The organism is Flavivirga eckloniae (assembly GCF_002886045.1).
GTDB classification, from domain to species: Bacteria; Bacteroidota; Bacteroidia; order Flavobacteriales; family Flavobacteriaceae; genus Flavivirga; species Flavivirga eckloniae.
The window spans coordinates 1,610,636-1,630,135 of record NZ_CP025791.1; the positions used below are offsets into that span (position 1 = coordinate 1,610,636).

Consider the following 19,500-nt stretch of genomic DNA (forward strand, 5'->3'; position numbering starts at 1 on the left):
TTTGAAATGTAAATACTTTTAGGAGAAAACAACACTTAAAGGCATTGACCTAATATTAAAACTTACTCATTTAACTTAGAAAAAAGCAAATAGAATTGTTATCAATATTAATCCGAATTTAAGCTTATAACTTTGGTATAAGTCAAATGAATTTTTTCTATAAAAACATCAACTTATGAAACTATTGGGCTTAATGATATTTATAATATTTTTTGCACTCCCGAAGCCCAGTTGTTATGCACAATATATTACAGGAGAGGTTAACGATTTTCAAAAATTAACAACTAAAAACGGTCTTTCGAATAACTCGGTTAACTGTATACTTAAAGATAAAACAGGCTTTGTTTGGATTGGCACCGAATCTGGCCTAAATCGTTTTGATGGAAAAAACATTGATATTATTTCTAAGGAAATTGACACTGTAAAAAACCTTTCAAATCTGCACATATATGACCTTTACGAAGATCGTTTGGGAAGAATTTGGATAGCTACTCTAGAGGGGCTTTTTTGTTATTATCCGAATACAGAAACTGTTGAATATTTTCCTTCGATTAATGCTTCAAAAATTGGAGCAAGTATATATTGTTTAGAGCCTGAAAATGAATCTCAAATCTGGCTAGGAACAGACCATGGTCTTAAATTATTTAATATCGATCATAAATCAATATCATTAAGTTTTGCTCCTGAAGACAACAACCCTAATTCTTTGAGTAACAGACGTGTTCTTTCAATTCACAAAAGCAATAACCAACTATGGGTGGGAACAAGCAATGGGCTTAATCTGTTAAATTCAAAAAGAACCGCGTTTCGGCGCTTCTTAAATAAGGAAGATAATCCTCCATTAGCACAGAATAATAAGGTTTATGACATTGTAACCGATTTAAAGGGAACCATCTGGATTGGCACTGAGTTTAGTGGCCTAATAAAGTTTGATTTAAAGAATAATACGTTTTCTCATTTTTTAACAAACAATAGTCATATTCCTCATAATGAAGTTCGCAAAATTCAATGTTTAAAGAACGGAAAGTTACTAATTGGAACAAATGGAGGTGGGTTTGCAATATTCGATCCTGATTCTGAAGTATTTCATAAAGAAAAATATGAAGCATTTAATTTTAGTGATAAAACAAGTAACTCAATATACACGGTATTGCAGGATTACGAAGATATTTTATGGTTAGGCTTAACTTCGGGCGGTGTCATTTATAGTAATTCTAATCAAAATGTATTTAAACATTTTAAACACAAACCAAGTAATGATTCTGGTATTTGTGAAAACAATATTCGTAGTTTATTTGTTGATTCTAGTCAAAATTTATGGATCGGTACCTTAGGAGGTGTTACCCTTTATGATAGCCAAACAAAAAGGTACACCTCTTACCATCATGATTCAGAAGACTCCACAAGTTTGAGCCACGATGTGATAACTTCTTTTACCGAAGCTAACAATAATATATGGATGGCCACCTTCTCTGGAGGACTAAATGAATTTAACACACTTACACAGAAATTTGAACATCACTATTTTTCTCCTAGCAAGCATGGAAGTATAAGCAGCAATAACATATCTGCATTAGCCAAAGATAAGAAAGGAAGGGTTTATGCAGCAACAGACAATGGTCTTAACATATTGGATAATAAATCAAAAATTTGGAAGCGGGTAACCAGGGCAAATACCCGAGATGTATTGCCGTATAACGATACCATCGTATTTTTATGTGAAATCTACAACATAAGCACTTATAATCCTGAATCCAAATCCGTTCAAACCTTTGATTACAATCATTTTTATCGAGAACCATTGTCTTCTATAACATTAGGTGAAGATGGTAAAGTTTGGTTTGCTATTCAGAAACGTGGCTTAGGCTGTTTTGATATTTCAACCAAAGAGTACTCAGTTTTTACTAGTAAAGATGGGTTACCCAGTAACAATATAATGTCGATAGAAAAATACGGTAAACATAGTTATTGGATTAGTACAGATAAAGGCTTAAGTCACTTTAATAGTAGTAATAATACCTTTACCAATTATGGCCTATCCGAAGGGTTACCATTTGTTGAGTTTTATTCAAATTCATCGGAATGCTTACCCGATGGCTCACTCGCATTTGGCAGTAACGAAGGCTTACTTGTATTCCACCCCAATAACCTTGGTAAAAGAGCCATAAATTCGAAGCTTCGGTTTAAAAAGTTTGAAATCGACGGAATAACCGTTGACCATGGCAAGAACTCACCACTAAAGCAACACATTAGCACAACAAAAGAACTTGACTTAAAATATGCGCAAAACGATTTTGCGTTCGAGTTTATCGACATCAATTTTACAAACCAAAGATTGGGTAATTACGAATATAAATTAGAAAATTATATGAGTCATTGGAAAGACATTGGCTCAGCTACCAGAATTGGATTTACAAATATGGATCCCGGAGCATATGTTCTAAAGGTGAGAAAAGTTCAAGCAGATCATCAAAAAGGTTATCAGAATGAGATAAGTGTTAAAGTGAATATAGCTGCTCCTTTTTATATGACCTGGTATTTTTATGTAATGATTTTGCTACTGGTAGTCGTATTAATGAAATTTTATCAACGGTATACGGTAATAAGTATCAATCAGAAAAATGAGATACGGATAAAGAAACTGGAATATGAGCAACAAAAAGAGTTTACCCGTTTACGCATGAAATTTTTCACTTATATTTCTCATGAATTGCGCACGCCACTTTCTCTTATTACCGATCCAATTAATCAATTGCTTAAAGAAAATTACAAAAATAAAAGCCTCGAATATTTAAAACTAATTAAAGGGAATTCCGAACGGTTAATGCGTCTTGTGAATCAAATACTAGATTTTCAAAAGTTGGAAAATGATGCCATCAACTTGATGGTTACTGAAAAAAACATCGAACAAGAGGTTTATAATATTTATTCTAGTTTCGAACAATTGGCACTAAATAATGGTGTCGATTATAAGCTTGAATCATCTCTTGATAAAGAGTTTACGGGTTGGGTTGATGCCGATAAGCTGGAAAAGATCATGTATAATTTGTTGTCGAATGCCTTTAAATTTACTCAAACCAATGGAATAGTTCAGGTGCATATTTCTCCAATAAATTTCAATAAGGGAATAGAAATATCTATATCGGATAATGGAAATGGGTTGCCACCTGAAAAGAAACAGGTCATTTTCGAATACTTTTACTCAGACGAAAAATCTGCTCAAAATTACCCAATGGGTGTTGGCGTGGGCTTAAACTTTGTTAAACGATTGGTTAACCTTCACCATGGAACAATACGTGTAGAAACTGAAGAAGGTCAGGGCACTTCGTTTATTATTCAATTACCAATCACAAAAGACGCTTACAGTTACAGCGAAACTGGTGCAATCGAAAAACCATCGACTAAATCAATTAAAAATCTGAACGAAAATGAGGAATCAGTAAAATTGGCATCAAATGCCCCCTCCATTCTAGTCGTTGAGGACGAGGATGAGTTGAGAAATTATCTCGTTTCACATTTATCCAAAAAATTCAAGGTATTAAAAGCAACAAACGGTGCAGAAGCTTTAAGTATTGTTAAGACTCAAAAGCCTGATTTGATTTTAAGTGATAATATTATGCCTGTAATGGATGGTATTGAGTTTTGCAATGCCTTAAAAAAAGATGATAATTTAAGCCATATTCCGTTTTTCTTTCTTAGTGCGTGGAATTCAGATGAGTTTAAATTAAAAGGCTTAATAAAAGGTGCTGATGATTATATAAGCAAACCTTTTAATTACGATATCCTTGAAACTAAAATTACTAATGTTATATACAAACGACGCTCGTTATTGGAGGTAACCAAACAAATGGTGAAAGTGCTCCCTAAAAATAAAAAGATTACAACGAGCAACGAACGATTTATGCTTAATATACAGGAAATATTAGAAAAAAATTTAGATAATGCAACATTTAAAGCAAAAGACCTGGAAAAGGATTTGTTTATGAGTCATGCTAGTGTATACAACAAATTGATAGAAACAACTGGTCTTGCTGCAAATGAATTTATTCGTGAATTTAGAATTAGAAGAGCTGTTCAGATTATTAAGCAGGATAAAAATCTAACCGTGAGAGAAGTGAGTACCATGGTCGGGTTTAATGATGAAAAATATTTTAGTAGATGCTTCAAAAAAATTATGGGTGTTTCTCCTTCAAAATATAACACCCTACAATAATACATCCCAGTTTAAATGCAATGCACTCCAATTATAGCTCAATTGTTCCGAAACAACTATTAGTCGACCTTTTTTGACTTTTTATCCCCCTCATAATTCAACACAAATCAAGTACTTTGTCCTATAGTACTGGCTTGGGGGATCTTTATTCTCATTTGCCAATATGAATAAATATTTCTCCGATAGAGAAGAATGTTTTATTGAGATAAAAATAAGAGAAAGAATAATGATAAAAAAAGCTTGTGGCACAACTTAAATAAATACCGAAGACTACCTTTATCAAAGATTATTTTTAAATAAAATTCAAGAACTCTCATTTATAAAATCAAAATCATCTAAATTAAGTCTAATAACTAATATATATATATATAATGAAAGCTTTAGTAAGTTTAATGTTGCTATTTGTAATAAATCAAGCATTTGCGCAAAATGAGTATAAACCTGATTGGGAATCGTTGGCGACGCATAAGGCAGCACCAGAATGGTTTCAGGATGCCAAATTGGGTATTTATTTCCATTGGGGGCCTTATTCTGTCCCTGCGTTTGATAATGAGTGGTATCCACGAAATATGTTTATGAAAGGCAATAAGGTGTACAATCATCATTTAGCTACTTATGGAGATCCTAAAGAATTTGGTTACGACAAATTTGTACCCATGTTTAAAGCCGAAAAATTTAATCCTGAAGAATGGGCAGAGCTGTTTTATAATGCAGGTGCTCGTTTTGCCGGTCCAGTAGCAATGCATAGTGATGGTTTCGCCATGTGGCACAGCAAGGTTTCGCCTTGGAATGTGAAGGATAAGGGGCCACAACGCGATATAATGGGAGAGATCTTTAGCGAACTAAAAAAGCGTAAAATTAAAACCATAGCTACTTTTCATCATGCTCGCTATGGGCAACGTAACGCCGATACACCAGAAAATTGGGGAACAGAAGATTGGAGATCTGGATATAACAGTCATTACCCTTATCATCCCGACCTTCCCACTTCTTCAACGGACCCTGAGTTAAGCTTGCTGTATGGAAACTTTGAATCAATGGATGATTTTCATGATTTTTGGTTAAATACAGTTAATGAAGTCGTTGATGGTTATTCTCCAGATATTATCTGGTATGATGCCTGGCTTAATATGATTCCTGAAAAGTACCGACAGGAGATGGCTGCAAACTTTTTTAACAGTGGTATAAAAAACAATAAAGAGGTGGTCATCTGTCATAAGCAAAATGATATGCCTATGTCTTTAAGTGTGTTGGATTTTGAACAAGGTGGTCGTCGAGAAACTCACCCCATGCCTTGGATGACGGATATTACCTTAAGCCATGGCTCTTGGTGTTATACCGAAGGATTGGAATATAAAGATGCTGCTTTGGTTCTTCGAAATATGGTTGATGTTTGGAGTAAGAATGGTATTGTATTATTAAACATATCACCTCGCGCAGATGGTGTGATTCCTGATGAACAAAAGAAAGTGCTACTTGAAATTGGCCAATGGCTGGAAACCTATGGTGAATCGGTATATGAAACCCGACCATATTTTGTTCACGGTTATGGCAATGCCAATACCGGAGATGGTTCCCATGGAGGGCAATCGGCTAAAATAAAGTATACAAAAGATGACGTTCGTTTTACCATCTCTAAGGATGGTAAGAACCTGTATGTATCTTTTTTAGGAAAACCGAAACAAGGAGAGCGCATTCGTATCAATCCATTGGGTATACACCAGTATCATCCAACTTCGCCTATCAAACGAGTAACTTTGCTTGGTTCTGATACCGAAGTTAAATGGGAAGCCACAACAAGTACCTTTTATATTACAATGCCGAACGTGGAGATGAACGATTTAGTAACGGTTTTTAAGTTTGAATTAGAGTAATAAAATACAATTGCGAAACGGAAAAAACTTAAACATATGAGTAATCTATTCAAAATAATGGCTGTCGCATGCATAAGCTGCCTTATGAATTGTAATATGCAAACCAAAGAGATAGAAAGTATCCCTACGACCTTTTGTAACCCCATAGATATTTCATATCGTTTCTGTTTGGGGCAGGAGGATAAGGATCCCTCTAGGCGAGAAGCTGCAGATCCGGTTATTGTAACTTTTAAAGGTCAATACTATCTTTTTGCATCTAAATCGGGTGGCTATTGGTCTTCTGATGATTTAGCTACGTGGGCATTTATCGAAACCGATGATTTGCCGCTTGAGAAATATGCACCAGGTGTTTTTGCGATAGGCGATACAATTTATTACATGGGCTCTTCAAGATCAAATTACACTTTGCATAAGACTACTGATCCCCAGTCTGGTAATTGGGAATTAGCTGCTAAAGACATAGGTTGTGGTGGATGGGATCCTGACTTCTTTCTGGATGACGATAAACGTTTGTATATGTACTGGGGCTCTGGTTCTGATACCTATATATTTGGAATTGAGTTAGATTATGCGAATGATTTTAAATGCATTGGTGAACCTATAGCTTTATTCAAGCCAGATAGAACTAACAATGGTTGGGAAAGACGGGGAGACAATAATGAAGACGATTCCAGTGGAACCTATAATGAAGGAGCCTTTATGAATAAGCATAATGGAAAATATTATTTGCAATATGCTACGCCCGGCACTCAATTTAAAATTTATGCCGATGGAGTATATGTTGCCGATAATCCTTTAGGACCATTTGTATTACAAGCTCATAATCCTATTTCGTTTAAGCCCGGAGGTTATATTCCCGGAGCAGGACATGGGAGTACTTTTGCTGATAAGTATGGAAACTATTGGCACATAACATCGGGTGTAGTTAGGGACAAACAAGCATTTGAACGTCGATTAGTCATGTATCCTACTTTTTTCGATGAAGAGGGAGTGATGTATTGCAACACAAAGTTTGGCGATTATCCGATGCTTTTGCCTCAAAAGAAGATTACTAAACCTGATGATTTCCATCCCGGATGGATGCTATTATCATATAAAAAGGACGTAACAGTTTCTTCGTCCTTAGATGAAAAGGTAGCCGAAAACATGGTGGATGAAAACATTCGAACGTATTGGGCTGCACAATCGGGAGAGTCTTCGGAATGGGCATCAATCGATCTGGGCGAAGAATACCTCGTAAGAGCAATACAGCTTAATTTTGCAGAGCATAACGCACAGCTATATGGAAGAGTATCTGGGATAAAACACCGTTATTCAATTGATTATTCAAGCGATGGCAAAGCATGGCAATCCTTAGTGGACCAATCTAAAAGTGAAACCGATAATACGCACAATTACTTTCAGCTTAATGCACCCGTTTCTTGTCGTTATATTCGAGTAAATAACAAGGAAGTTCCGGGTGGTAGCTTTGCTATTTCTGGCTTACGCGTTTTTGGTGATGGAAATGAAGATCATCCTGGGCCATCAAAGATTGTTAGTTCGAGGGATAAGGAAGATAAGTGCAGTGTTAAATTAAGCTGGACAAAATCTGAAAATGCCATTGGCTATCATATTAAATTTGGTTTGTCACCCGACAAATTATATAACAATGTAATGGTTTTTGATACCACATCCTATCAATTAAACTGTTTGAATGCAAGTGAAGAATACTTCTTTGATATAGAGCCTTTTAATGAATCTAGTGATTAATTAGTTTAAACTTATTGTGTTTTTTTGAATTAGACAATTATTACATAAGAACTTCCAAATAAATAGTAAAATGAAACAAATACTTATTGTTGCCTTGTCATTAATTTCCATGTGGACAAGTGCCCAGAGTTTAGGAGTGTACTTGTCTCCCAAAGGCAATGATGCTAATAATGGAACTGAATTATCACCCATAAAAAGTGTAGCTGGAGCACGTGAACTGATAACGAAAGCTTTTAGTAGAAATACTTACGACGAAGTTAAGGTGTTATTTACCAAAGGTGATTATAAAATCAGTGAAGAGCTGGTCTTTGACAGTACCTTGTTTACTGGCAAAGAAGCGCACTTAACGTTAAAATCATCAAGAAAGATAAAAGCCACTATCTCAGGTGGAAAACGCATTAAACAATAATTATGTACGAAAGAAGTAAACGAATATTTCTAGCTATAGTCATTTTACTTGTTAATGTAAGCAACTTATTTGCACAAGAAATATTTGTGTCTTTAGAAGGAAATGACAAACACACAGGAACTAAACAATCACCTGTTGCAACCATTGAAAAGGCATGGGAATTAGCTCAAAACGTTAAGAATGTTGATACCGTATTTATTCGAATAGAAGATGGAAGATATGAAGCAAACAAAATGATTCATCTTAAACAAGATGTATCAACTTCCATTCCTATTGTTATAAAAGCAGTTAATCCTCAAAAAGTCATTATAGCTGGAGGTAAAGCACTTCCTGTATCGGCATGGAAAAAATTAAAAAGAGGTACTGTTCATAAAATTCTAGAACCATCAGTAAGAACAAACATTTACCAAATTGATCTTAAAGATTTGGGGATTACCGATTTTGGAACACTCAAAGGACGTGGCTTTAGTAAAAATGTTTTACCAATGGAGATGGAACTTTTTTTCAATAATTCTCGAGCCACATTAGCCAGATGGCCAAATTATAATGCAGAAGCCCCATATACAGGTATGGCGAAATATGGCAAAATGACCCAGGAAGGAGCTAAACCTAGGTTTGGTGACACTTCTGGGACACCTGCAAAGTTTATTTTCAAAAATAATCGCATTAAAAAATGGGTGCTAAACGAAGATGTCTGGTTACACGGTGTTTGGGCATGGGATTGGGCAGATAGAAGAATGCCTCTTCTAGATGTAGACACAAAAGCATCTGAACTTACAGTAGGGTGTTCTTATTATGGTTTAAAATCGAATAAATATTTCTACGTTGTTAATGCCATTGCAGAACTGGATTCACCAGGTGAATATTACATCGATCGAAACCATGGTGTATTGTATTTCTGGCCTCCTGCCCCACTTAAAAAGGCGACAACCTCTGTATCAATAACAGAAAAACCTTTGCTCGTTTTAGATAATACACATCATGTTACTATTGAAGGCATTATTTTTCAAGAAGGCCGTAGTGTTGGAATAAATATAATTGGAGGTTCAAACAACATTATCGACAACTGTATTGTTCGTGCCATGGGCTCAGCAGCAGTAAATATAGGCGAAGGTCAAAAAGGCTATGAAATCATCGGTATTGGATACGGTGGTGGAAATACTGGGCTTTACGAACGTACTGGCTGGAACCGCAATGGTGGTAAAAATAACGGTTTACGAAATTGCGAAATATATGATATAGCTGCTTATGGTGTATTGCTTGGTGGTGGTGATAGAAAAACCTTAACACCTGCAGGTAATTTTGTTGAAAATTGTAATATTCATCATGTTGCCCGAGTATACGAACAAATGTTTTCCAATGTACACATTGATGGCGTTGGGAATCGTGTTTCTAATTGCGATTTGAGTTTTAATCCACATTCAGCCATCATGTTTTGGGGAAACAACCATACCATCGAATACAACGAAATACATCATTCTGTTTATAATAGTAGCGATGCTGGTGCCATTTATACTGGTCGTGATCCTTCGCAAACAGGAACCGAAATTCGCTGGAACTTCTTCCATAACATCTATGGAAATCACGATTATGAAGGTGTATTTTTCGACGACGGCGCCAGTGGACTTAAAGTACATGGCAATATTTTTTACGACATTCAGTCAAGCGGAGCTACTAAATACCATGGCGGTCAGAACAATGAATTTACAAATAATATTGTTGTTGATTGTAGTATGCCTGTTGGTTATCAGCTTTGGAATCAGTCCAGATGGAATGATTTTTTCGATTCGGATTTTATGGAAAATCGCTTATTCAATGCTGTCAATATTCTTGAAGAACCATATCTTTCAACATACCCATGGCTATATCGAATATTCGATGTGCCTTATGCTAAAAACAGTCACATTGAGGAACGAAATTATGTTACGTCTATCGATGACCCATTATTTGAAAACGGAAAAGAATTAGATTTTAGAATAAGTGATTGGCAAGCTTTAAGAGATAAAGTTCCGGGAATGCAAATTGTACCTATTGAAAAAATAGGACTAAAAAACAAAGCAAGCCGTTTAATATCGCCTGTTTTTTACATGAAAACACAACGCCTTTTCCCTGGGCACCCTTTTGAAATAGGTCCAGCTAAAATACTGGAAGGTCATGGCGATTTTGAAATTTATTATACAACCGACGGAAGTGAACCTACCCGATCTTCAAAAAAATATAGCAAGGCAGTGGTTATGGATAAACCAGCAACGATTAAAGCTAGAATTTATCAAAAAGGAATACCAGATTCATTGGCTTCAAATGTAAAAATAAAGCAATGTGAAGATCCACAGGGCACTATCTTTCTAGATGAATTATACCCTACATCAATTATTGCGCATAAGGGTATTAAATTGAATCACAATTATGCATTTTCAAACAGGGTCTATCTAGGAGGAAGAGCGTATTTACATAGCGTCATGGCATGTCCTACCGTTAAAAACAAATACTCAGAGTTAGTATACGACCTATCATTTATTAATAAGAATATTGTTTTTAAATCAGATTTTGGAATTGATAAAGTATCTAAAAACGGAAGTGTTGATTTTATTGTTAAAGGCAAAAAAGATGGTAAAACAAAAGAACTGTTTAAATCAAAAAGAATGACCAAAGGAGGAGCCTTCGAAACAGTTCAGTTGGATGTTTCAGGATACGATGAATTAATATTAATCGTTACAGACGGAAGAGATAATGTTTGGGGCGACCATGCTGTATGGGGAGAAGCTCGTTTGGAAATTTCAGAAGAATGATGTTTTGAATTCCTGCGATTTGTGCTGAACTTGCCTGTGCTGAACTTGATTCAGTATTTCAGTAAGGCAGGAATCTCCTAATCGGGAAACCTAATTAACATACAAAAGAGGCTGTCTAAAAAGCTAAGACAGTCTCTTTTTTGTTTTATAAACTTTTGTGATTGAGACTATTGACTTTGTCAGAAAAATTAACGAACTTCGTTAAAATCATTACAATAAAGCCAAAATCCTGATGAGCCAAAAAAAAATATTATAAATAATTTTAAAGTAATAACATGTCTAACTGTCATTTTTCAATTGGTTGCATGTACGCAAGGAAATAAGAAAAATATGAGTGATAAAAAGGAATCAAAAATAAAAATTTCAAAAACCAGTGAGTCAATTGAACTTGATGAGATACACTCATTGCTAAGTTATTCAATCGTACAAAAGTTCTGGGAAAATGATGATCGAAATGGACGAGGCTATAATGTAGGTGTAATTTTAGTTGATGAAAATAAAAATATTGTTGATTGGGATATAAACTCAGTTAATAAAACTGAAAACAGCACTCAACATGGAGAGATGAGATTAATCTCAAGATACTTAGATAAAGATGAACTATATTCACTCAAAGGATATACAATGTATCCAACACTTGAGCCCTGTGCAATGTGCGCAGGTATGATGACAATGACTAACGTGTATCGTACAGTAAACGGCCAAATGGATTATTTTTATTCTAAAGCATTAGAGCGCTTGTCTATTGACACCAGAGAATGTGGTGGATACCCTCCTTACCCAAGAACGGTAATATCGGAAATTAGCCCTTCTTCAATTTCTACACGGTTAGATGCTGAATACAAACAATACACTAACGCAGGGAACAAACCCATAATTACAAAATTCCTGTCTACTTATAAGGCAAAAACTATATATGATGATGCATTTAATCAATTCATAAATTTTAAATGTAAGTTTCCTGAAAATAAAACCAAATATGAAAATGCTATTAAATTTTATAACTCTCTTCCAGAATCAATCTAATATGATTGCTGAACACATAGATTTGATATCTGGTATTATTGGTATAACTACTGCCATCATTGCTTTATACAAGTATATCAAAGAGAAGCGGAAAAATAAAGAATTAGAAGATGAAGTACGTCATATAGCTTCAACTGGAGTTGCTCTTGGATACTATTACAATTTTGCCAAAGATATTTTTTTGATTTTAAGGTTGGCCAGACTTAAAGTAGAGCTATACAAAAAGGATGGTAAGGAAATAGATCAAGTACGAGAATTTAAAACCAAAGACGTAACATTAAGAGTAGTAATGCCAAGGAATTTAGAACAAGACTCTATCGATGAGGCAATTAATTTCATGTATTCTTATCCAAAGGCAGATATAGTAAGATTAGATAATGAGAGGAATATAGGAATAAATTATTTATTGGATGAGACTGGAAAATTGGTTATAATTGATTTTCCTAAACCTTTAAAAGCTGTAAGGATGCATCTTTTAAGTGAAGAAGAATTTAAAGAAATTATTGCCAAAGGTAAATTTACTCAAGATGAAGATATATTTGATACGCCTGAATGGAAGAAAGCCGAAAAAGATGAGATGGAGAACTTCCAAAAAGCAATTATCAAACTAATAAAAAGAGATGATTTTGGAGTGCCAATAAATAAAATAGAATTCGTTCCCATTCAGAATTTGAATAATATTATGCAGAACAATACATAAGCGTTAAACAAACATTTCAAAAAACTATTTTCTATCGTAAATCATTATAAGAGATTCCTGCCTTCGCAGGAATTTTTGTTAAATTTGAAAAGAATGTCCCCTTTTCTAATTTAGCAAACGTCTTAACAGTATAAACAATTAAAAATAGAACAATTATGAAAGAATTTATGATGATTTTCATCGGCGCAGATTACACAGATCTTGGCTTATCACCAGAAGAACTTCAAAACAGAATGGGGAAATGGTTTAGCTGGAACGATAAAATGGAAAAAGCAGGCATCCTTCGCGGAGGAAACGCTTTAACCCCTGCTATCCGTCGTGTCGTAGGTGCCAATAGAACGGTAACCGATCTGACTTCTGCTGAAGTTAAAGAAATTGTTGGCGGGTATTACATAGTTGAAACGACCGATTTTGACGCTGTTCAAAAAATTGCCGAAGATTTTCCAGATTATGATCTTGGAGGTACTGTTGAGATTCGTGAAATCATGGTATTTGATCGTTAATGGAATCAAAACTTATAGACCATTTATTCCGCTACCACAGCGGAAAAATGGTCTCTGTTCTAACCCGAATCTTTGGACTTGCCCACCTTGAAATTATTGAAGATGCTGTTCAAGACACTTTTATAAAGGCAAGCATTTCATGGCGTACCAAACAACCAGATAACCCCGAAGCCTGGTTAACTCAAGCTGCTAAAAATAGAGTTTTAGACATTTTCAGGAAACTAAACACCGAAAAAAAACACCTTCCCAATATTGCATACGGCTCCAACGCCATAGCTATAAACGAACTCTTTTTAGACACCGAAATTGAAGATGCTCAGCTTCGTATGATCTTCACCGCTTGTCATCCAAAACTAGATCCCAGGGATCGTATTTCCTTTGCGCTAAAAACAGTTTCTGGATTCAGTATTAAAGAAATCTCCTCTGCTCTACTAACCAAAGAAGATAGCATAAAAAAAAGACTTACCCGAGCTCGTAAGGCTATACAAAAATCCCAATTAAAGTTTCAAATCCCACAAGGAGAATTACTACCTCAGCGACTAGAAAGTGTTATGGAAGTACTCTACCTTATCTTTAATGAAGGGTTTCATTCCAACAAAGAAGAAACCCTTATACGAAAAGAATTATGCGGAGAAGCTATGCGCTTGTGCAAAATACTTCTAAAAAACAAACATACCCGAACACCAGAAGCCTATGCTCTTTTTGCCCTAATGTGTTTTCATTCTGCGCGTATTGAAGCCAAAACCAATGCTAAAAATGAGCTTCTGGATTTAAAAAACCAAGACAGGAGTCAATGGCATTTTCCCTTAATAAAACTTGGTCATACCATGATGGAAAAAGCCGTAGACACTCCAACATTTTCGTGTTACCATTACGAAGCTGCTATTGCTGCCGAACACCTGTATGCGCGACGTTTTGAAGATACCAATTGGGATAAAATACTCCATTGGTACGAATGCATTAATGCTATACAACCCATGCCAACCCATTTGTTAACCATGGCTGTTGTTTGTTTGCAAAACAAAGATGCCAAAAAGAGTAAAACATATCTTGACCAAATTAAACCAGATGATTTTGCTCAAAGAGCCTATTTGTATTATGGAACGTTATCAGATTACCACGCCGCCACAAACAACTTTCACGAAGCTATTAAACATATTGACAACGCTATAAATGTGGTCAATAATAAATTTGAAAAAAGCTATTTAAAAAAAAAGAAATCAAAGTTAATATCAACTAAGAATTAACCCTTCTTGATTAATAAATTTACTCTGCTATTCTATTATAATCTTTTTATTCTTTATACCATTTTCAGTATCCAACCTAACAATATAAGAACCATGAGCCTCAGCTATTGATATTGAAATATCTTTATCGGTATTCGTTTTAAGCGTTTTTATATTCTGCCCGAGAATATTGTATAACGACACCTTAGAAACAAATGCATTGTTTTTATTAACCACTTTAATTTCTGAGGTTTTCGAATCATAACGAATAACCAAACCTTTAACATGCTCTTCTATATCATCTGCAGACAATTGCTCAGAATTATTTTGAAAAACCAAAGCAAACCTATCATTATATTCTCCAGCATCTAAATACACCTCAAATGACGCGTTATTGATTTTAAAAATCTCACCTGTTAGCTTATCTTTAATATACAGCGGCACATTAGGATCTAAATTTTCTATAGCATCAATTTTAATGGTTATCAAACCAGGCTCTTTAACGATTAAACCGAGTTGAAATTCTTTGGTTTCGTTTAAACTATTAGAACCTTGAATTACAAACTTACTTTCGTTAAAAACCCAATACATATCCTCTTCACTAACATCTATCATAAAAGCATCGTACCCCAAATCAAAATCATCAGAAGCATTAGGGTTAGCACCTAAAACAATTTGTCTATAATAGCCCAAGGGAGAAACATACATTAATCGTATGGTTGGTGCTACTTCTACATTATTGCTTTTTACACTGCTAACCCTTTTATTTTTATTAGATTTAAAAAATAAAGAGTTACTACTCACTGCTTCTGTAATGAAAACACGTTGACTATTCTTAAATACTATATCGCCCCCATCTACGGTAGCGATTGGAGCCACTGGATTATTATCATTATTAAAACCTTCAATTTTAGTTGAAACAAAGAATCCTTGGTTTACAGATATATATGGCCCAGGTACTTTTGTACCTGTAGCTGGATTACCTCCATTTGATGCGTTATTAATTAATGCATGATTAGAAATAGCTGCCGCGCCTCCTGTTAAGTTTCGCGTAGCATAGCCCCCAACATAGTCTTTTAAATCATGTGAGTTCTCCTCTCCAAAATGATCCCAAAAATACAGAGCACCATTAAAAATAGTTCCCGTTGCATTATTCCCTCCATCTGCAATACTTAAATTATCTAAAATAAATTCGGTGGCATCAATTGCCGATGGATATGGATTTCCTATTAAACGCTCTACATCGTCTGTACCAGATATCTTATTTAATTCTAAAGTAATATCGCCATTATTAGGCAAGCCTTTAAACACATAATTTTGTTGCGTCGTTAGTGCAACCGATCCAGATGTTCCTTTCATCGTAAACCCCTCTCCTGCTAGTAAAGATGACGTTTCATCTATTTTTGTCCATGCATTGTAGTTATCTACTGCTCCATAAAATTTGTACAACCAAAACGTACTAATGGTTCTGGCTACGCCTGGTGGTGGAACCGAACCACTTCCATCAGGGTCTGAACTATACGTAAGACTTTGGTAAAGTCCAGAATTTGTTCCATCGTTTAAAACTCCAGATATGGTATGGTTACTATTTGTACTAGACACCCCTGTACCTCTGGTTGCTGTATTACCTGTAATAGGACCTACAGACGACGACCAATAATTATAATTATATCCATTGGCTGTTCCTTGTTGATCCCGTTCTATGTATCCGCCACTATCAGCATCTATAATACTACCTTCTGTTTGCACCAGCTGCGATTCTCCTACCAAATCTATTACGCCATCTAACTCTAAATAGTGTGAAATGGTTAGCGCTTGCCCAGAGTTTGTCTCATTCTGGGTTTCGCCAGGATCTGCAATAGTTATAGTCCCTCCCGTTTGTATTAAGCCTAAAAGGGAAATATCTCTATCTCCTGAAGTGATATCATGAGACGTTTCAACAATATTCCAATCTATAATCGTAGTGCCATCTAAACTTAAAGAATTCGGAACCATCACATCTCCGCTATTGCTCCAAGTTGTAGGTGTATCCCAAGCGCCGTTTGCTGCAGAAACATAAGGCAATGGTGTACTTTGCGTACCAACGATAGATTTCGTTTTGTTTAAATATTTTAAACGTAAGAAGAAACGATCGTCTGTTAACCCTTCAACGGTAGAACCATAAAAGGAATTAAAATCATAATATACCCTTAAACTACTCCATGGTATGGTAGTAATCTCATTGCTCGTCGCTGCCTGTGGCATTATCTTTCCATTAACATAATCTGTTCCGCTAATATCGAATCGCTCTAACTCCTGATTCATTAAATAACGCACCTGATCCTGTGAAAGCGCCAAATCCCACACATAAACCTCATCAATATCTCCCAAAAGCGGATTAATAACATTATCCTTATCAATATAAACAGCTCCAATGGCATAATTATTAAAGTTTGGTGAAGGGTGCACAACATCCTGTACAGATTTATCTAAAACCCCGTCTATATACATTAGAATAGTTCCACTATCGTATATAAAAGCCGTATGATGCCATTTACCATCATCAACATCCATGTTGGAAGTAAACTTAGGCGTAACGGCATCGTCTATAAACACCTCAATATTCCCGGAAGTATTAAGCCTAATCTGTAGTTTTTCACCCTTAGCCATAACAGTACGGTTACTGGCATTTGCAGCACATTTAATCCATGCAGAAATTGAAAAAGAATCCACATTCAAATTAAGGCTATATTCCCCGACCAGATAATCACCGGAAGCAATGCTCACAGAGTGATCCTCTACCAAATTAGACACCTTACCAAAGGTGAAATATTTGGTACCATCAAAATCGTACCAGGTTAGCAGGTTAGAACCGCCATCAGACCTTAACGGTATTACATCAATAATATCGCCATCTGCAAAATTAGGATTGTCGGCAACAATTAAGGCATACTCTTCGGTAGCTGTTTTTGAAAAACCGCTAAAGGCTGCCGTAGGAACAGAAATATATACAATTTCCACATCGCCATTAATAGCCTCATTCGATTCTACAATTTTCCATTTTCTGTCTATACGTGTTAAAGATGTGGTAATTCCAGAAGCAATGGTTACAGTATTTGTACTAGAACCTGAAAAAGGACCATTATTATTTCCCCATACCAGAAAATCGCCATCTTTTTCAAATTCATTAGTATTTGCACTATTGGTTGTAAAAATGCCTCCTAAACCGATACTAACATCATTTAAAGTATTTAATGTCTTTGATTGCTTTTGGTTTAAATCGGATATAGAATCCCTACCAATACCGGCTACATCATAATTGTAACCAGCATTTGCTACAACATCCCACACTTTGGTATCGAATGAATTAATATAGTCTTTTTGAACTTCGGTTGACGCACCAAGCGTAATGCCATACTTAATGGCCAAATAAGATTCTATTTTTTGTCTATCGTTGTCTGTTACGCGTTCTGCAAACGTAAAAATTTCAGCAATCCTACCGTTTAAGCTTCCTTGTACATCAAAATTTCTACCAATCCAATATTCGGTTCCAACTACAGGTGGTCCAGCTGTCCCAACATTTGCAAAAGCAACATCATCTACCGTGGAAGTGGTTAACACATTGGAATTATATAAAATATCCTGACCTGTAGCGGAAACATTATTTCTAACATTTATGATGCCGACTCCAGAATATGAGCTACTAATCTCTGCCTCGCCGTTATAACTTCCTCCTCCCGGTACATCTTGATTGTACGACAAAGTTTCGTTGGCAAATTCGGTTGAATAATCTCCGAATCCAATACCAGTCATATCCCCTGCGTTTCCCGATGATGTTCCTGCAAAAATGGTATTTCTGATAGAAGCACTGGTCATAGTAGCATCTGGAATCATAACCACAAAAATATCCTGACTATAAAAACCATTAGAAGTGTTATATAAATATTCTTCGGTAGAGGCACCATCATTCTCGAACTTAATAACTGGATTAAAGTTTATATTATCTGCAGCCGTATCTAAATAAGTGGGTTGGTTTGCTCCTACTGGCTGAATAGCATCTTTACCATTGGTTCCTAAATCTTGCCATTCTGATACTTTAGATGACGATTCCACAATACCTCTGGTAGATTTTAACCACAGTCTAAAATCTGCAGTAACCCCACCTGGCCCCGGAATGTTTTCGTTAAACATTTCTGCTTCAACAACAAAAGTAAATGTTGTATTATCTGTATTACCTATACTAATGGTTGAGCTTTGAATACCCGTACCCCCAACTGGCGCTGTAAATGTTACACTAAATACCATTGGCGCATAAGGCACCATACTATAAGGTATTGGAAACGGCGTTGTTGTAATGACATAATCACCATTAGAACTCGTAATTGAAGAAACTGTTAAATCGCAACTACCAATGTTAGATATAACGTAGGTTCTTGTCACCGAAGCTCCCTCATCTACCACGCCAAAATAAGTTCCGTTAGTATCTGAAGTTGTTGTATCTCCATGATATATATCTGCATATGGGTTTCCCCCTATAACATATATTTCCGGCGCAGAATTTACCTGTAATGTAAAGGTAAAATCCGATTGGTCTTTAATCTCTATTGTTACCAAGGTACTGGTTGTAGTGCAACTTGGACTTATATTTTCTATTTCAAAATCAAGGTATTTTTTATTACCGGGACACGTGTCGTATTTTATATTCTTTCTAGGATCAACTGGGTCAACCGCAAAGTCTGTTGTATTAGAGACACTTACACCCCTAATTTTTAACTTTTTACAATTACTACCATCAATGTTTGTAATTCTAAAATCGAGACTATTTCCGACATTAATGGTAACCGTCGATCCTTGAGACACTACTGAGCCTCCAACGATTTCAACTTGAATGATTTGAGCATTACTAATAAAACAGTAGAAACTAAACAATACGAGTAACTTTGGCTTTAAAAAAGCCAATCCACAGATTTGATTTTTTGTCATCCCTTAGAGAGTTGAGAGTTATACTTTGTCGATAAAATGCGCAATTACT

At 35.5% G+C, this 19,500-nt stretch carries 10 protein-coding genes; 9 read left to right on the forward strand and 1 reads right to left on the reverse strand.

Features of this window, described 5'->3' with window-relative positions:
* Nucleotides 1-175 precede the first annotated feature (175 nt).
* From C1H87_RS06820 to C1H87_RS06860, 9 genes are all read left to right on the forward strand, one after another.
* A complete protein-coding gene (locus C1H87_RS06820) occupies nucleotides 176-4,213 on the forward strand; it encodes a hybrid sensor histidine kinase/response regulator transcription factor (RefSeq protein ID WP_102755092.1) in 4,038 nt (1,345 codons plus the stop codon).
* Nucleotides 4,214-4,584: 371 nt separating this feature from the next.
* Nucleotides 4,585-6,087, forward strand: coding sequence for an alpha-L-fucosidase (locus C1H87_RS06825; protein ID WP_102755093.1), 1,503 nt, complete (start codon nucleotides 4,585-4,587; stop codon nucleotides 6,085-6,087).
* Nucleotides 6,088-6,123: 36 nt separating this feature from the next.
* Nucleotides 6,124-7,836, forward strand: a complete 1,713-nt coding sequence (locus tag C1H87_RS06830) for a family 43 glycosylhydrolase (protein WP_102755094.1) — start codon at nucleotides 6,124-6,126, stop codon at nucleotides 7,834-7,836.
* A 70-nt stretch (nucleotides 7,837-7,906) separates the two neighbouring features.
* Complete coding sequence (locus C1H87_RS06835) at nucleotides 7,907-8,245, forward strand: hypothetical protein (RefSeq protein WP_102755095.1); 339 nt, start codon at nucleotides 7,907-7,909, stop codon at nucleotides 8,243-8,245.
* 2 nt (nucleotides 8,246-8,247) lie between these two features.
* A complete protein-coding gene (locus C1H87_RS06840) occupies nucleotides 8,248-11,034 on the forward strand; it encodes an NPCBM/NEW2 domain-containing protein (RefSeq protein ID WP_102755096.1) in 2,787 nt (928 codons plus the stop codon).
* A gap of 330 nt (nucleotides 11,035-11,364) precedes the next feature.
* On the forward strand, nucleotides 11,365-12,060 hold the full coding sequence (locus tag C1H87_RS06845; protein WP_102755097.1) for a deaminase: 696 nt from the start codon (nucleotides 11,365-11,367) through the stop codon (nucleotides 12,058-12,060).
* 1 nt (nucleotide 12,061) lies between these two features.
* A complete protein-coding gene (locus C1H87_RS06850; RefSeq protein WP_102755098.1) occupies nucleotides 12,062-12,760 on the forward strand; it encodes an STING domain-containing protein in 699 nt (232 codons plus the stop codon).
* A gap of 167 nt (nucleotides 12,761-12,927) precedes the next feature.
* Nucleotides 12,928-13,263, forward strand: a complete 336-nt coding sequence (locus tag C1H87_RS06855) for a YciI family protein (RefSeq protein ID WP_233783378.1) — start codon at nucleotides 12,928-12,930, stop codon at nucleotides 13,261-13,263.
* On the forward strand, nucleotides 13,263-14,510 hold the full coding sequence (locus C1H87_RS06860; protein ID WP_102755100.1) for an RNA polymerase sigma factor: 1,248 nt from the start codon (nucleotides 13,263-13,265) through the stop codon (nucleotides 14,508-14,510). Before C1H87_RS06855 ends, C1H87_RS06860 begins: the two co-directional genes overlap by 1 nt.
* 27 nt (nucleotides 14,511-14,537) lie before the next feature.
* Here C1H87_RS06860 and C1H87_RS06865 read toward each other — a convergent pair whose 3' ends face one another.
* Nucleotides 14,538-19,451, reverse strand: coding sequence for a LamG-like jellyroll fold domain-containing protein (locus C1H87_RS06865; protein WP_102755101.1), 4,914 nt, complete (start codon nucleotides 19,449-19,451; stop codon nucleotides 14,538-14,540).
* Nucleotides 19,452-19,500 lie beyond the last annotated feature (49 nt).

What these genes read in the sequence shown, in the direction of transcription:
- C1H87_RS06865 (WP_102755101.1), bottom strand. Translation starts at nt 19,451, where the DNA reads ATGACAAAAAATCAAATCTGTGGATTGGCTTTTTTAAAGCCAAAGTTA.
- C1H87_RS06840 (WP_102755096.1), top strand. Translation starts at nt 8,248, where the DNA reads ATGTACGAAAGAAGTAAACGAATATTTCTAGCTATAGTCATTTTACTT.
- C1H87_RS06820 (WP_102755092.1), top strand. Translation starts at nt 176, where the DNA reads ATGAAACTATTGGGCTTAATGATATTTATAATATTTTTTGCACTCCCG.
- C1H87_RS06860 (WP_102755100.1), top strand. Translation starts at nt 13,263, where the DNA reads ATGGAATCAAAACTTATAGACCATTTATTCCGCTACCACAGCGGAAAA.
- C1H87_RS06850 (WP_102755098.1), top strand. Translation starts at nt 12,062, where the DNA reads ATGATTGCTGAACACATAGATTTGATATCTGGTATTATTGGTATAACT.
- C1H87_RS06825 (WP_102755093.1), top strand. Translation starts at nt 4,585, where the DNA reads ATGAAAGCTTTAGTAAGTTTAATGTTGCTATTTGTAATAAATCAAGCA.
- C1H87_RS06845 (WP_102755097.1), top strand. Translation starts at nt 11,365, where the DNA reads ATGAGTGATAAAAAGGAATCAAAAATAAAAATTTCAAAAACCAGTGAG.
- C1H87_RS06830 (WP_102755094.1), top strand. Translation starts at nt 6,124, where the DNA reads ATGAGTAATCTATTCAAAATAATGGCTGTCGCATGCATAAGCTGCCTT.
- C1H87_RS06855 (WP_233783378.1), top strand. Translation starts at nt 12,928, where the DNA reads ATGATGATTTTCATCGGCGCAGATTACACAGATCTTGGCTTATCACCA.
- C1H87_RS06835 (WP_102755095.1), top strand. Translation starts at nt 7,907, where the DNA reads ATGAAACAAATACTTATTGTTGCCTTGTCATTAATTTCCATGTGGACA.